Genomic DNA, 15,768 nt, shown 5'->3' on the forward strand with positions numbered 1-15,768 from the left:
GTATCAACGAATTTTGGGCAAAATAAAAAAGCCGCCCCAATTTAGGACGGCTTTAAGATTACTCTTCTTCTTTTATTTCTTCATAGTCTTTAAAAGGAGAGGTGTCTAAGCTTTCTACAGCCTCTCTAAACTCCGGCCATTTCTCATTGTAATAGCCATTTACCATATCCATAGCTTCAGACAGATCTTTTTCAAATTTGTCAATCAGCTTTTGCTCAGTCTCTCCCGGTGCATGCAGTGCATTGGAAGTGTACCTTCTGGCAGAGAAGTATGAATTGTTAACACTGTTAGGAGTACCTCGGGTAATTCCTTGACGATCATCCTCTTCTCCGAGGAATACATCCAACATACTATTTAAAGTATCGATCGTTGTTTTGCATAATTCGATCTGCTCCTTGTATCCTTCTTTGTCTTTCTCCTTCAGGTCACTCTGGATACTTTTAGCAATGTCTATGCTCTCTTTCAATCGATCCACTGCCTGAATACCCAAATCATACTTACTTTCCATGTCTTTCAGCGCATTATACTGAGCACGGATGGCTGCATCGGACATTTCTATGCGTGGGTCGTATCTAACCTCAATGTTTGTGGAATCTTTTTGATCACCAAAAGTGAATCTGACTTTGTATGATCCCGGGAGTACTGTGGAGCCACCCGGCTCTCGATTTCCTCTTCGATCTCTTCTGCTCATAAAGCCAACACCTTTTTCATCCATATACCAGAATGTACGGTGAATGCCATTCTCTTTTGGAGCTTTGGATTTAAGGGTACGAATAACTTCATCTCCATTGATTATTTCAATGGTAAGTGAGTCATAGGACACCTTCTCCTCATCTTTCTTTTCAGTCTCATCCGGCTCCTGATTTTTCTTGCCTTTCTTCCCTTTTTTATCATCTTCTGCTTCTTCTTTTTTCTCTTCCGGGCGATTGATAGAGTAGGTCAGCATTGCTCCATACGGTCTGTTTTCGCCGTTATAAAGTGCATCTCCTCCAAATCGAGACCCTTTAGGCTGCTGGTTGGAAGCAACATAAGCAACAGGAGGGTCATACACATTGAGTGTCTTATCCAAGGTAGACCTCCCATTTTTAGCAATCTCTCTGAGCGGACGGATATCATCCATCACCCAAATAGCTCGACCAAATGTTCCAATTACCAAATCATGCTCTTCAGGATGAATCACTAAGTCATAAGCGTTTGTGGTAGGGAAACCTTCAGCGTCCCATTTGGTCCAATTGGCGCCTGCGTCAATAGAAACGTAAAGTCCATCATCTGTTCCAAGAAATAATAGTCTTGACTCTTCCGGATCTTCTACGATGGATAGCGTGTAGCTAACCACATCGTTGCTATCTACAATTCGTTCCCAGGTCTGTCCATATTCTCTCGTACGGTAAGCGTAAGGGGTATAATTGAACCTTCGGTAATCATTGGCTACAAGCAATGCTTCTCCTTCATTTTTGTTTGAAGCTTTGATCTGCGTAACCCATGTGCCTTTCGGTAAACCCGGCAATCTATTGCCAACATTGGTCCAGGTGTCTCCACCATTTCGGGTGATTTGTACATTTCCATCGTCTGTACCTACCCAAAGCAATTCAGAATTTAGTGGAGAAGGCTCGATGACAATTACGGTACAGTAGTTTTCAGCACCTGTCGCATCCATAGTTAAACCACCACTTTCTCCTTGTTTTTGTTTTTCAGGATCGTCGGTCGTTAGGTCAGGGGAGATGATTTCCCAGTTTTGGCCTCCGTCTGTGCTTTTGTGAACAAACTGACTGCCGAAGTAGATGGTTGAAGGGTTTTGAGGATCCCTGGCCATCCCAACATTCCAGTTAAAACGAAGCTCTACATCACCATCCGGATACGTTGGTCTTACCGTCTCATTATAACCGGTTTTACGATCGTAGATGGAAGCGTAACCTTGCTGAGCGGTAGAGATTCCATACCTGCTATTTCGTGGGTCAGGCAACACGTCGAAACCATCACCGAAAGAAACTTCCTGCCAATAGTGATTTCTTATTCCCTGAGCTTTCCATACATACGCAGGACCCGCCCAAGAGCCATTGTCCTGCATGCCACCGTACACATTGTAAGGTGTCTCATTGTCAACGGCAATGTGGTAGAATTGGCCTACCGGCAAATTCTCAACAAATCTCCACGTTTCGCCCCTGTCTCTGGTGATATTGAGACCGCCATCATTTCCATCCATCATGAAGTTCGGATCTTTCGGGTGGATATACCATGCGTGGTGATCCGGGTGAACACCATTGTCCACTCCATATGCGCCCATTAATTGGTTGAATGACTTACCTCCATCGACCGATACGTTTACATATGTGAAGATGCTGTAAACGCGATTTTCATTGATTGGGTCAACATAAATTTCATGATAGTAGAATGGGCGATTTCCAATATCGCTATTATCATTGATCTTTTTCCAGTTAAATCCACCATCGTCTGATCGGTAAAGTGCATTCTTTTTTGATTCGATTAATGCATAAATAACGTTCGGTCGGGAAGGGGCAATGGCTAATCCAATTCTGCCTAGCTCTCCTTTCGGTAATCCGTCTTCATCCGTTCGCTGTTCCCAGGTTTCGCCTCCATCAAAAGTGACATAAAGACCGGATCCCGGACCTCCTGATTTGAAAAACCAAGGATCTCTCTTATGTTCCCACATAGCAGCAATCAACTTGTTTGGGTTTGTTGGATCCATTACAAGCTCTGCCGCACCAGATCGAATATTTGTGAATAGTATTCTATCCCAGGTTTTACCACCATCCGTGGTTTTGTATATACCACGTTCTTCATGCTCACCCCATGGGGAACCGATTGCTCCTACATAAATGGTATTCGGATCATCCGGGTGGATGATGATTCGGTGGATGTGACGGGTCTTTTCAAGTCCCATCTTTTTCCAGGTCTTACCACCGTCCAGCGTCCTGTAAATACCATCGCCACCGTTCAGCGAGTTTCTTGGGTTTCCTTCTCCCGTTCCTACCCATACGACTGATGGGTTTGATTGCTGAATGGCGACTGCTCCAATGGATGCAGTCGTTTGATCATTGAAGATTGGTTTCCAGTCGATTCCGCCACTGGTTGATTTCCATACACCACCGGAGGCAGTTCCAACATACATAACATCCGGTTCGTCAGTTACAACATCGATGGCTGTAACCCTTCCGGACATTCCTGCAGGGCCAATATTTCGTGGGGCCATGTTTTCAAATGCTTCCATGTCCAGCTTTTGCGCCATTGCGACGCTACTGAATGCGAGAAGCATAGTGAGTAATTTGTACTTCATATCGTTTAGGTTTGAATTTTTAGCTAGCCAGTAATTTAAAAAGTATCCAGCAGATGGCAGGGATTGAAATTGATGAGTGGCAGAAAGACGATATAAGATTGCGAAACAAGGTGCCGTAAAGCTCGTTTATTTCTTATCGTGCGATTTATCTATGTCATTTGTTTAGTAGCGCTGGTCTCTCATTCACATGCTCAGGATCAACCGGAAGCGTATATTCTGAAGAGTATATACTTTGGTGGGGGTAGTTATTACGTGGATGAATATCAGTTTGAGGAGTTAAAACTGCTGGTCGATTCGGTGGAAGATATTCGGGATTATACCATCACCATTCATAGTCATACCGATAATATCGGTGGTGCAGCCTACAATGAATGGCTGTCGGAGATGCGTGGAGATGCGGTCATTCGTAAACTCCTCTTTCTGAATTTTAAATCCAACCAAATAGAGAAGCGTGATTTTGGTCAATTTAACCCAGTGTACGACAATGAAACATGGGAGGGCAGACGTAAAAACAGAAGGGTGGATATTATTTTCTGGCCGGTGGTGATGTAGCTGTATGGGGTTTTAAAAGGAATTAGCATCCTTCGAAGGTTTTTTAAAAAAACACCCCTATAATCCCGAATCGTCGGACCGCCCTCAAGGGGATATTTTTTTAAATTTTAAACAGTGTTACTTCTTCGGAGGATTAATCATGATATGCGCGCGGTGTGTTCCCGGATCCATGATCCATGGTGCGCCCGGTGCAGGAGGGCTAAGAGGCATACCTGTACTTTCTTCGGTAGCGTATGGAATATAAATGACGTATCTGGTATATAGATTATCAATCTCTCCTGTTTCTTCATTTGGTTCCCCGGTCGTTACATACAGTGTTGCTTTGTCCGGCATTTCCAGTGAACCAGCTTTTACCTCTTCTTCACGTTTGTCAAATACTTGCTTGAAATCAAGTCCTTGTGCCTTCAATTCTCTGCCTCTTGCCATAAATGGCTCCAGACTTTTGTGGTAGGCTGCCACACTAAAGCCTTCTTTATTCGGGTCGTCAGCTATGCAAATGAAATCATTGGTGCCCTCTTTCAACTTTACCATTTCTCCTTCTTGATTGAAGCCCATTACAGTTGCTTCCGCCCGTTGATGTTCGGGTGCGGCAAGTACCGCAGTTTCCAATTGATAACCTTTGTTAGGAATTTCCTGACCGGTGCAGCTAAGCAAAATGAAAAAAAGTGAGGTAAGTGAAGTGAGGTTTTTCATGGTTCTGTCATTTGTCTCATTAAAGATAAATGTTTCCTGATTGAATTCAATTATTTTGCAGCTATGAGTTCACAAATGGAAATGGAACGCTCGCTGAGGCACATTAAAATCATTCTGATGATTTTTTTAGGAATAGCAACGCTGTACCTAATGCGTGAGTTATCGAATCTTTTGGTGCCGCTATTTTTCGCACTCTTTTTCGCGATTCTTTTTCAACCGCTGGTTCATTTATTTGAGCGGTTTTTACCTATTTCCTTAAGTATAGCACTAACCACGCTATTTACGATGACGATATTCTTCTTCATTGGATACGGTATTTATAATGTGATTCAGGCATTGATACAGAATAGTGAAACAATCCTGGATAGTATTTCCAATGATTTGCGACCTTTTATTAATGATTACACGGTCTATCTTGGGATTACCTTCAAAAAAGGTGAATTACGAGACTTAATTGTGGAAATGATACAGACGGGGCAGTTCTGGTCCGCTTCAGGTTCATTCATCAATACCATTAGTGGAATGGCTGCTGAGCTTCTGATGACAATACTCTATTTCGCCGGATTACTGGGAGCAATCACTCAATATGATCAAACGGTCTCATACATCGTGGGGAATGATAATCGCAACAAAGAAAAGTCGCTGAAGGTATTCAATCGAATAAAGGATTCGGTGGGTTCTTATATCAAGGTAAAAACACTGGTCAGTATCATGACGGGTACGGCCATTGGCTTAATCTGCTGGTTTTTTGGAATCGAATATGCGCTTCTATGGGGATTCCTTGCGTTTGTGTTGAACTATATTCCGTATATCGGATCGCTTATTGCCATTATTCCTCCGTTGGTTTTGGGCATCATAGATTCTAGTTCTGTATCTCAGGTGCTGGTGATTTTTGTTTGTCTGGAGGGCGTGCAGCTGATCATGGGCAATGTGGTGGAACCGAAACTTATGGGTGATAACTTTTCAATGAACACTGTTTCTGTTCTTTTCGGATTTGTATTCTGGGCTTTTCTGTGGGGGACTGCCGGAATGCTCCTTGCTGTACCATTGACTTTCCTATTTAAGGTTATTCTTGAGAACATGTCGGATGCCGGGGTAGTGGTCAGGCTGATGGATAAGAAGCATTTAGTGAAGAGGTAATGTGGAGTGGTATGTGAGGGCTTGTAGATGGCACCACTTGACCTAGCGCGGAAGTTACTTCCGTGCAATTATTCAATAAAATTGATTTTTAATAGTCCTTTGCCTCCAGCATAATCAATTGCACTACTATAAACATAATCTTGAGGGTCTCGAACAATTCCTTCCTCGATTGGATTGCTGTGAATATAATCCAGCCTTTGCTGCATCAAATCATTGCTTGATAACTCAATTGGAGTAACTTCCGCGCCAGCAGGGAGTACTTTTTAAAATCACGAAAGATATCCTCAATTTTATTTTCTGAGTTTCGACCAATAATTAAGTGTATATGATTAGTCATAATACACCAAGCGAAAATATTCAGTCCTTTGTTCTCTTGACAATATTTGAAGCTTTCAACAAGCAGATCTTTATAAACTGGTCGTGTAAAAACATTGAACCATTGAACGACGCAAAACGTGACAAAATATAGCCGTTCCTGATCTCTGATCTTATATTTTTCGCTCATGTATCAAATGTAACGTTTTACATTCATGAATACACGGAAGTAACTTCCGTGCTAGAGAGGGGTAACTTCCGCGCTAGAGAGGAGCAGGAGATGAACTTCCAGAATGGGCGGTGAAGCGGGCGAGTCCCGATACAGTTTCAAATAGCACTAAAACACATGGCGGATGAGCGTCTGTTAGCGAGATGTTTTTCGGATGCGGTTTAGGAGTTTAGATGTTCAGTCCTGCGTACTCAAAGAAATCATTTTCATTAAGTATGAGAACCTTATGTCCTTTGTTTGCTAGATTTTCTGCCTTCCTGAATTTTTCGCTTTTTGTTTCTCCCTCTTTGAATTTCCTGACATCTTGTTTACCATAAACAAGAATCGTTGTTTTTTTTGAAACCGATTTCTTGAAACTGAATCCAAGCGGAATGGCAAGAGCTTCAATTTCGGCCTTTCGCATACTGAAATCACCTGTTAGAACGACTTGCTCTCCGTAGAAATCACCTTCTGGATTTCCTTCATGGGTAACTAGTTCGAGATCGTTACCAACTTTATGAAGATGGTTCAATCTCTTGGATACAATCTCAGTCCACTCGTCCAATGATAATCCATGATCTACTATTGCATGGTGTACAATCATTCCAGCTGCGTATGCATCCTCAACCGCATCATGAGCTTTGTAGATGATTCCAAATTTTGATGCTAGGTCTTTGAGGTTATATCCTGAATACGCACATTCAGTCCAGGATCTTCTAGCAATCTTGGCAGAGTCCAAATATTTGAAATTTGGTTTGCTTAATCCGTATCGTTCCGACATCCAATAGATGTCATGAGGTTCTTTGTTAGTGTGATGAATCAAAAACGTGTCACCTACTTTGTCCTTGATGGTTTGAATTACTTCTGGGAAAATCGGAGCGTCAACAACATCTTCCGGTAATATTCCATGGATTTTGATTGTGTAGTCATGAAACTCGCACTCAGGATTAACGAGAGTTCCGAATCTCGATACTTCCTCACCATCATTAAATTCAACCAATCCTACTTGGCAGATACTTGGTTCATACCAGTTGCAAGTCTCAATGTCAATGGCAAAGTAGTGGCTCATCTGATTTCTGTCTCAATTTTCTTTTGCATTGTACCGTGGAGCATACAAAGGCTACCTAGTTCTGAACTACCACATTCGTTAATGTTTCTTCGTTGAATCAGAAAATCCAAAAAATCTAGAAAGTCTTTGTTCATAGTTACGCTCTGGGTTCCATCTTCAATGATCGGGTTGGAGTTGATAAATCTTAGAGCCTGATCTGGATCAGCAACATGATTTAGAATGCTGTTCACCACTTCTTCCCATCTATCTATCTGTTCCTGAAATCTAATTTCAATGTTAGAATCTGGGTCATATTTTTTGTTCGTTCGTTTCTTGAAGCGAGTTGGAATGTCGCTCTCGTCTGCGTAACCAAGAGCCAGTTGAGTTGCTTTATTTCGTATCTGTATCTCCGTCATGATATTCTCGCTAACGCCACGCTAGCAGGAGTGCGCCCCGAGCTTGGCAGAAAGACACTAAGATAGCGCAGCTGCCCAACACCTACAACGGCTTCTATGAAACACTGCAATTAGAAAGACAAAATCCAGAACCACCACAGATGCTAGGAGAGATGAAACTTGCAGAATGGGTAGCGGAGAGGTAAAGATCAGATGAAACTTGCAGAAAGCATGCTGGCGCATTCGTGCTAGCAACTGTTACATAGCGTACTTTCGAATTCTGATGCTTCTAATTTCATCCTCTCCAACTAGAATGGATATTTGGCCTTTCAAATATTGGTAGGAAACGCCATCCAGTTCGTTCGCATCTTGAAAACTTTCAGGTTCTCCTAGTTTGTCTATCATCTCTTGTTTGTTCGTTCCTAAAGTTAGGCTACAGAAGTTCAGATCTTCTTTGCATGAATACCCAATTAGTTGAAGTGTGAGGATTTCGGTTGATAAGCTAGTTACGATCAGCTTAGGATATTTAAACTTGAAGTTCTTTTTGCCCTTTCTCTTCTCCTTTTTGAGACCAAATACAGTTATCGTTGTGTCACCCTTTGGTGGTTGTTCAAAAACTGCGAGTTCTGGTTTTCCAAAAAGTTCTTTCAATTCAAGTAAGCTACTGTTGAAGTCGACCATATTAAGAGAAAATTGGTCTTTGTTGTTCAGACACTGAGCCCAACTAAGTTGTGCAGAAAAAACTACAGTTGTTATTGTTAGCCAGATTTTAATCATTGCTGAGATGCTATGTAACATCATAATAACAGGAATATTCCTGTTATCTACCTTTCAAATAACGTAAAGTGAACGTTTATATCCAAATAGGAGTGATAATAGGAATCTCCTAATCGCTTTTACGATTTACATTTTTAGAATCGGAATTGAGTGGGTCAGCTGTAAGATTAGGAGGGGAGATGCTTTAGCTTTACACCACCCTGATCAGGTAGTAATTCTTTTTCCCTCGCTGCGCCAGTAGATACTTATCCTGTAAAAGCTCAAAGTCAATCGATTGGTCCGGTGCGGTGATTTTTGTTTTATTGATGCTTACACCACCGCCCTGGATCATTTTACGGGCTTCTCCTTTTGATTTAAAGATGATGTTTTTTGTAGTCTCACTCAGGAACGTAGTTACATCACTACCTTTTAATTCACCTTGATTCACTTCTGTCTGCGGGACTCCTTCAAATACTTGCAACAATGTCTTTTCATCCAGACTGGCAAGATCTTCAGTTGTGGACTTACCAAACAGGATTGAGCTTGCTTTGATGGCGGTATCCAGATCTGCTTTTGAATGTACACGCTCGGTTAATTCCTCCGCAAGCGTCCGCTGAAGTAATCGTTGATGTGGCGCTTCCTGATGCTCAGCAATCAATGCTTCAATTTCTTCACGCCCTTTAAGGCTAAATATCTTGATGTATTTTTCTACATCCTCATCCGAAGAATTGATCCAGTATTGGTAGAATTTATAGGGAGACGTTTTCTCAGCATCCAACCAGATATTGCCGCCTTCAGACTTTCCAAACTTGGATCCGTCTGCTTTTGTTATCAGGGGTGTTGTCATTGCAAATGCTTCACCTTGATCTTTTCGCCTGATCAGCTCAGTACCCGTAACAATGTTCCCCCACTGATCAGAACCGCCCAACTGCAGTTTTGCTCCTTTATGTTTCCATAAGTAATAGAAGTCATACCCCTGAACGAGCTGGTATGAAAATTCGGTGAATGATAAACCGGTTTCTAATCGGGATTTGACAGAGTCTTTAGCCATCATGTAATTGACAGTGATGTGCTTGCCTACATCTCTGATAAAATCCAGGAAGTTGAAATCTTTGAACCAATCGTAGTTATTTACCACTTCTGCAGCATTGTCTCCTTCGAATGAAAGGAAGTTTTCAAGCTGTTTTTTAACGCATGATAGGTTGTGATTAAGCGTGTCTTCATCAAGTAAATTACGCTCCGATGACTTTCCTGAAGGATCGCCTACCATGCCGGTGGCACCACCTACTAACGCGATGGGTTTATGTCCGCATTTTTGAAAATGAACGAGTGTCATGATCTGGACCATGTTTCCAATATGAAGGGAGTCTGCAGTAGGATCAAAACCAATGTAGGCTGCTGTCATGCCTTTGTTCAGTTCGTCCTGCGTTCCCGGCATGATGTCGTGAACCATACCTCTCCATTTTAGCTCTTCTACAAAATCCTTCATTGTGTTCATTTATGTGGCGGCAAAAATAGACGGCTCCTGCATTCTGATCAACCGTAGTGACCGAATATGTTCGTTTTGACTGAGATTAATTTAAAGTAGGCGTCTATTTCTAAGGTATTCACAACTATGACCTCATATATTTGTCCGAGTCAAGTACATAATATTGAATTTATTACACATGCGAATAGCTGTATTATCACGGAATCAGAATCTTTACTCAACCAAAAGGCTTGTGGAGGCAGGCGAGCAGAAAGGGCATGAGATGCTCGTAATAGACCACTCCAGGTGTAATATTGAAATTGAGAAGAAGAAGCCCAAGGTTTACTTTAAGGGAGAGCAAATCAAGGATGTACATGCTATTATTCCTCGTATTGGAGCGTCAGTAACATTTTTTGGTACTGCGGTTGTTCGGCAGTTCGAAATGATGAATGTGTTTTCCACTACTGAATCCGTCGCTCTTGTCAGGTCAAGAGACAAACTGAGAAGTCTGCAAATATTAGCACGAGCGGGTCTGGGTCTACCTAAAACGGTTTTCACTAATTACTCGAAAGATGTGGAAACTCCAATTAATGCTGTAGGTGGTGCTCCATGTGTTATCAAGTTACTCGAAGGCACACAGGGGCTTGGTGTGGTACTGGCAGAAACAAAGAAAGCAGCAGAATCAGTGCTTGAGGCATTCAATGGGTTGAAAGCCCGAGTGATTGTTCAGGAGTTTATCAAAGAGGCAGGCGGTGCTGATATTCGGGTGTTTGTCATCGGTGATCGGGTAGTAGGAGCAATGAAACGTCAGGGTAAAGAAGGCGAATTCCGCTCTAACCTTCACAGAGGTGGATCTGCTGAAATCATTGAGTTATCGGATGCTGAAGAACGTGCAGCCCTGAAAGCGGCAAAGGCAATGGGTCTTGGTGTAGCAGGTGTCGATATGCTTCAGGCTAGTAGGGGGCCATTAATTCTGGAAGTCAATTCATCCCCCGGTTTGGAGGGAATCGAAGCTGCAACAGGGAAAGATATTGCAGGTGAGATCATCAAATACATAGAGCGTAATGCTGATTACGAAGATTGATAACTCTTTGATTAATAGTTGATTATAAGTAATAAGGCAAAAGGTTAGTGAGTAAATAATTAAGTTATAAATAATTGTTTATCAATAACTTATGATGCTTTACTTTGATTAAAAGTTAAAGATTTTTAATTTTCTGCCTAAATCAGTAAATTCATACTTATGCGGGCAATCTGGAAAGGACATATTCGATTTTCAATGGTAACTATCCCCATCAGGATTTACAATGCCATTGATACTGCTCAGAAAGTACAATTCAATCTGCTTTCAAAGGAGACTAACAACCCTGTCAAGTACGAGAAAAGAGATAAGGTTACAGGTGAAGTACTTCGCCAGGAAGATATTGTCAAAGGATATCAGTATGAGCCCGGACAGTTTGTGATCATTGAGCCGGAGGACTTTGAAAAGGTGAAACTCAAAAGCACCAAAGTAATCGAGATTGAAGGATTTGTGGATGCCAGCGAAGTACACGAGATGCTTTATGATTCTCCTTATTTTGCCGGTCCGGATGGAGATGTAGCGAGTAAGACTTATGCATTGTTGAGTCAGGCTCTAAGAGAGTCAGGAAAAGTTGGTGTCGGGAAGGTAGTCTTAAGAGATCGTGAAAGCGCTGTTTTACTTACACCACATGATCGGGGTATTATGATTCATAAACTTCGTTATCCCAATGAAGTAAGAAGCATCAAAGACGTTCCAAACGTTCGAATAGAAGAGGAAGCAGATGAAGAGCAATTGAAACTTGCCAATATGCTCATCAAATCGATGACGAAGAAATTCAAGAAGATTGAGCTGGAGGATAAATACAATGATGCGCTTCGGGATATGATCGATAACAAGATCAAAGGAAATGAGGTTGTTTCTTATGTGGAAGAAGAGCCGGAAGTTGTTGATATTATGACAGCACTTAAGGCCAGTATTGAGCAGGCTAAGGAGACCAAAAAGCCGATGAAGAAAGCCGACAAAAAGGACAAGGAAGAAGAAAAAGAAGTAAAGAGAAAAGCAAGCTAGCAAATGACCAAGGTTGTTCAATTTCCGGTTAATCCCCCTCAAAAACTCGGGCCTAAAAAGGCCAGGAGAAGGAGACGGCCTAATCTGGAGGATTATGGACAGCTCAATATTTTTGATCAATTGCCAGATGCACCAATTGTTTCTCTTCCTAAAGCAGGATCGTTTTTTGAAGAGGCTTTGACACTGGATGAGGAAGGGAAAGATACGGCAGAAAAGTACTACTTACTGGCGATAGAAAATGATCAATCAATAGAGGATTCGTATTGCAATTTAGGAATTCTAAAGTCTGGCCAGGGTGATTTGAGTAAAGCGATTGATTATCTTACTCAATGCCTGAAAAAGAACCCAAGACACTTTGAGGCACATTACAATCTTGGAAACGTATATTCTGATTTAGGAAATCTTGAACTTGCAAAAGTTCATTATGAACTCTCTACCCAGATAGAACCGGAGTATCCTAACAGTTACTACAACCTTGGATTGGTATTGATCTCATTAAAAAAATACAAAGAAGCCATCCAAAGCATCAATAAATTCGTAGAATTATCTCCCAGTTCGGAGCATCAGACAGCTAATGAACTAATTAAAACCTTAAACGCCATAGCCAAATGACCAAAGACAAGCACCCAGTACTCAGCGAGCATTTTGAAAGGTTGAAGGAACTCATGCCTGATGTATATGCCAAGCATTTCAAGGAAGAGCGTGAGACAAAGAATCAAAAACTATTTCGAATGCTGAAGCATTCACTTGGTGTGATTGAGGCTGTTTACCTGCAGAATAGTGATAATTTTTCTTTGTCCAAGGCTGAAGAATACAGCAAAATCATTGAAGAACTTCAAGAGCTTGGATATAGCTATTCCGGTCAGCCGGAGCTATTGAATCTGGCGGCCAAATTCATGATCATGAAAGCGAAAAAGCCCATGGAGAAGGCGAAAGGAAGCTCCAAGAAAGAGGGCCAGGATCGGAAAGCCATGTAATTCTTGATTTCAGAAATACATCTTCCGTCTTTTTTTCGTAACTAGCTGAAAACCCAATGGTGTTTATCAGCATAATCATACCAACCCTTAACGAGGAGCAGTACATCGGTCATTTGCTTCAATTCCTACAAAAACACCCGCAGCAATCACATTTTGAAGTGATAGTGGTCGATGGAGGAAGCATTGACCAAACCAAAGAAATAGTCAAGACATTTAACGTTACCCTGCATGAAGCAGACAAAGCATCGAGGGCACATCAGATGAATGAAGGTGCCAGGTTAGCAAGTGGTGACATACTCTACTTTGTTCATGCAGACACGCAGCTGGTAGACTCGTTTGTAAACGACATTCAAAGTTCCATTGAGCAAGGCATAAAAAGTGGATGCTATCGGTTCAAATTCAAAGATCCTAAAAATCCGTTATTGCACATCAATGGTTTTTTTACTCGCTTTCCTTTTAAATGGTGTAGAGGTGGAGATCAAACATTATTTATTTCCAAAGCAGATTTTGATACAATTGGTGGTTTTAATGAGCGGTATGTGATCATGGAGGATTATGATATGCTCGATCGACTAGAAAAACACAACATACCCTTCAATGTGCTACCTAAAAGCGTCAAGGTGTCTGCCAGAAAATACAACGAGAATTCTTACCTGAAGGTGCAGATAGCCAATCTAAAAGCGATGAAAATGTATAAGCGGGGAGAAGACCCTGAGAAAATCAGAGAATACTACTGTGGCGCACTTGATGGGAAGTATAAGCAGGATCATTTATTTTTAGGTAATTAATTCCCAATGAGCGATATCTCTGAAGATCAAATAGAAAGCTGGCTGAAGAAGCTTGAGCGTGAAAGCTGGCAGCTAGAACTCCTCGTTTCAGCATTCACAATTTTTCTGTTGATCGGAGCAAATTCAGAATATGATGTATTCGTAACTGATTTAATTTATCAGTATAACTTCAATAATTCAGCGCTTTCTGTCGTATACATTTTTTTGGTACTCATTCAGCGATCAATCATGGCATTGACCATCAGTTTGATCATTCACTTGATGCTTCGCGGTTTTTGGATAGGTACCATTGGATTAAGATCTGTGCAATCCAGTATAGATTTTGAAAAACTAAATTACACATCATTTTTCTCTGAAAAATTGAAGAAAAAGGTTGTAAGCCTTGATAAGCTTGTTATCCAACTTGATGAAATATGTAGTGTAATATTCGCCTTTTCGTTCCTGGTGATCTCCATTTTGATCGCCTTCGGAATGTATCTGATCGTTTTAGCTGTGACAGGAGTAGGATTAAGTTCGTTGATTAATTCTTTATCAGGAGGTTTATCAATGGTCGTTTTGATTTTTTCAGTGATTACTTTTTTAACCTTGATAATCACCGGGTTGATATACATGATTGATTATTTCACTTTGGGTTTCTTTAAGAAGATCAAGTGGTTCTCAAAAGTGTATTATCCGTTCTATCGGTTTTACAATGTAATTACCCTCTCAGGATTAAGTAGAAGTATCTACTATTACCTCATAAGTAAGTTCTCGAAGAAGCGAATACGAATCGTTTACTCCATTGTAGGTTCTATGGTATTGGTAACCATCCTTTTTTCATTTGATCAGTATCAATTCTTTCCGGAGGGTGAAGGAAATGAATATTTCGCTCCAACCAATGCCTATGATGATCAGCGCCCCGATGATGAAAACATCAAAACCATAAGCATTCCTTCCAGTTTTGTTGATAAACCACATTTTCAAGTATTTATCAGATACAATCCTGAGGATAATGAGTTGTTAAGAAACAATTGCCCTGATTTTGAGCCAATTAAAGATGATGGATTAAATTGGAAGTTGCGAATCAAAAGTTCCGGATCAAACTTCGTCATTACGGGAATGGATTTTTCTAAGGAAGATTTTCAAAAGCTGCTGGAGTGTCAAAAATCCATGTATCAAATCAGTGTAAATGATTCGGTATATGCATCCCCAAGTTTTCATTTCTACATACACCCTGACAAAAAGCAAAAAGGTATATTGGCTACTATACCTACCGATGGATTTGTGGTAGGAGAAAATAGATTGGATGTAAAAAAAGTTCGCGTCGACTCTTTAGGCGTATCAAAACCTAGCCCATTTGTGAGTATCCCTTTTTGGTATAATCCAAATTAGTCCAGTTTTGATTTAATCCAATCAGCAGATTGAGCAATCAAAAATTCCATCACTTCCTCTTTAGTCTTACCACTTTTCTTAGGAACGTTGAAAGAGTGATCACCGTCCTGAATCACTTCCAGTTTCACATTAGATAACCCCCCGATAACTTCGTTAATCAAGTCTATGTTAGCAAGCTTATCCTTTGATCCTTGCAGGAATAGCTGTGGCACTTTCACCTCTGAAAGATGAGAAGCACGATCAATGGAGTCTCTTCCCGGAGCATGAAGTGGGAATCCATAGTATATGACTCCCTTTACTTTATAGGTAGGATTTTCCGCCATCAGGTGGGAGGCCATACGGCCGCCATATGATTTACCGGAAATAAATATGTCCAGCCCTTCGTAAATAGTAGATATATGCTCGACAACCAATCTCCAGGTTTCAATATTTGCTTTTGGGGAGCCCGGGGACTTCCTCCCTTGCTCCATATACGGAAAATTAAATCGGATGGCATGGATGTCTTTATTGGCTAATCCTTTTGCCAAATTTCCCATAAAGGGATGATGCATGCCGGCTCCTGCACCATGCGCTATGATAAGAACCGCCTGAGGACGAGATGCTTTTTCAACTTCTACATTGATTTTTCCAAGTTTGTCATTTAAGAATAGCTCCATAGGGTAAATTTACAAGG

The 15,768-nt window shown here is 41.2% G+C and carries 16 protein-coding genes; 8 read left to right on the plus strand and 8 right to left on the minus strand.

From position 1 onward, the window contains the following. Positions 1 to 58: 58 nt before the first annotated feature. Positions 59 to 3,295 (minus strand): WD40/YVTN/BNR-like repeat-containing protein, encoded by a 3,237-nt coding sequence (locus ACQK2H_RS10630; RefSeq protein WP_425391420.1) that lies wholly within the window; start codon positions 3,293 to 3,295, stop codon positions 59 to 61. Between the two features lie 138 nt (positions 3,296 to 3,433). Here ACQK2H_RS10630 and ACQK2H_RS10635 point away from each other — a divergent pair, with 138 nt between their 5' ends. Further along, positions 3,434 to 3,847 carry an OmpA family protein gene (locus ACQK2H_RS10635; protein WP_425391421.1) on the plus strand — a complete coding sequence of 138 codons (414 nt, stop codon included), beginning with the start codon at positions 3,434 to 3,436 and terminating at the stop codon, positions 3,845 to 3,847. 117 nt (positions 3,848 to 3,964) lie between these two features. Here the strand turns inward: ACQK2H_RS10635 and ACQK2H_RS10640 are convergent, their stop codons facing one another. After that, on the minus strand, positions 3,965 to 4,540 hold the full coding sequence (locus ACQK2H_RS10640; protein WP_425391422.1) for a hypothetical protein: 576 nt from the start codon (positions 4,538 to 4,540) through the stop codon (positions 3,965 to 3,967). Positions 4,541 to 4,603: 63 nt separating this feature from the next. On the opposite strand from ACQK2H_RS10640, the gene ACQK2H_RS10645 reads away from it, so the two are divergent. Continuing rightward, positions 4,604 to 5,680, plus strand: a complete 1,077-nt coding sequence (locus ACQK2H_RS10645; protein ID WP_425391423.1) for an AI-2E family transporter — start codon at positions 4,604 to 4,606, stop codon at positions 5,678 to 5,680. 205 nt (positions 5,681 to 5,885) lie between these two features. Here the strand turns inward: ACQK2H_RS10645 and ACQK2H_RS10650 are convergent, their stop codons facing one another. The 5 genes from ACQK2H_RS10650 to tyrS form a co-directional block, all read right to left on the minus strand. Then, a complete protein-coding gene (locus ACQK2H_RS10650) occupies positions 5,886 to 6,185 on the minus strand; it encodes a transposase (RefSeq protein ID WP_425391424.1) in 300 nt (99 codons plus the stop codon). A 208-nt stretch (positions 6,186 to 6,393) separates the two neighbouring features. Next, complete coding sequence (locus ACQK2H_RS10655; protein ID WP_425391425.1) at positions 6,394 to 7,272, minus strand: exonuclease domain-containing protein; 879 nt, start codon at positions 7,270 to 7,272, stop codon at positions 6,394 to 6,396. Next, positions 7,269 to 7,667: a hypothetical protein gene (locus ACQK2H_RS10660; protein WP_425391426.1), complete on the minus strand. Its 399-nt coding sequence runs from the start codon at positions 7,665 to 7,667 to the stop codon at positions 7,269 to 7,271. The genes ACQK2H_RS10655 and ACQK2H_RS10660 overlap by 4 nt, the downstream gene beginning before the upstream one ends. A gap of 237 nt (positions 7,668 to 7,904) precedes the next feature. Next, complete coding sequence (locus ACQK2H_RS10665; protein WP_425391427.1) at positions 7,905 to 8,423, minus strand: hypothetical protein; 519 nt, start codon at positions 8,421 to 8,423, stop codon at positions 7,905 to 7,907. Between the two features lie 190 nt (positions 8,424 to 8,613). Continuing rightward, entirely contained in the window at positions 8,614 to 9,891 is a 1,278-nt protein-coding gene (gene tyrS, locus ACQK2H_RS10670; protein ID WP_425391428.1) for a tyrosine--tRNA ligase, read from the minus strand. Positions 9,892 to 10,069: 178 nt separating this feature from the next. Between tyrS and rimK the strand changes: the two genes are divergently transcribed. The 6 genes from rimK to ACQK2H_RS10700 all read left to right on the plus strand — a co-directional run bounded on the left by rimK (position 10,070) and on the right by ACQK2H_RS10700 (position 15,095). Next, positions 10,070 to 10,954, plus strand: coding sequence for a 30S ribosomal protein S6--L-glutamate ligase (rimK, locus tag ACQK2H_RS10675; RefSeq protein ID WP_425391429.1), 885 nt, complete (start codon positions 10,070 to 10,072; stop codon positions 10,952 to 10,954). Between the two features lie 159 nt (positions 10,955 to 11,113). Beyond that, complete coding sequence (locus ACQK2H_RS10680; protein ID WP_425391430.1) at positions 11,114 to 11,959, plus strand: Ku protein; 846 nt, start codon at positions 11,114 to 11,116, stop codon at positions 11,957 to 11,959. Positions 11,960 to 11,962: 3 nt separating this feature from the next. Beyond that, the gene (locus tag ACQK2H_RS10685) at positions 11,963 to 12,571 is read left to right on the plus strand and encodes a tetratricopeptide repeat protein (protein ID WP_425391431.1); all 609 of its coding nucleotides are present in this window, start codon (positions 11,963 to 11,965) and stop codon (positions 12,569 to 12,571) included. Beyond that, positions 12,568 to 12,936: a hypothetical protein gene (locus tag ACQK2H_RS10690; protein WP_425391432.1), complete on the plus strand. Its 369-nt coding sequence runs from the start codon at positions 12,568 to 12,570 to the stop codon at positions 12,934 to 12,936. Before ACQK2H_RS10685 ends, ACQK2H_RS10690 begins: the two co-directional genes overlap by 4 nt. A 56-nt stretch (positions 12,937 to 12,992) precedes the next feature. Continuing rightward, positions 12,993 to 13,724: a TIGR04283 family arsenosugar biosynthesis glycosyltransferase gene (locus ACQK2H_RS10695; protein WP_425391433.1), complete on the plus strand. Its 732-nt coding sequence runs from the start codon at positions 12,993 to 12,995 to the stop codon at positions 13,722 to 13,724. A gap of 6 nt (positions 13,725 to 13,730) precedes the next feature. Then, on the plus strand, positions 13,731 to 15,095 hold the full coding sequence (locus tag ACQK2H_RS10700) for a hypothetical protein (RefSeq protein ID WP_425391434.1): 1,365 nt from the start codon (positions 13,731 to 13,733) through the stop codon (positions 15,093 to 15,095). Here the strand turns inward: ACQK2H_RS10700 and ACQK2H_RS10705 are convergent. After that, the gene (locus ACQK2H_RS10705; protein WP_425391435.1) at positions 15,092 to 15,751 is read right to left on the minus strand and encodes an alpha/beta family hydrolase; all 660 of its coding nucleotides are present in this window, start codon (positions 15,749 to 15,751) and stop codon (positions 15,092 to 15,094) included. The two genes, ACQK2H_RS10700 and ACQK2H_RS10705, sit on opposite strands and share 4 nt — an antisense overlap. Positions 15,752 to 15,768 lie beyond the last annotated feature (17 nt).

This window comes from Ekhidna sp. (genome assembly GCF_965228795.1).
Lineage (GTDB): Bacteria > Bacteroidota > Bacteroidia > Cytophagales > Cyclobacteriaceae > Ekhidna.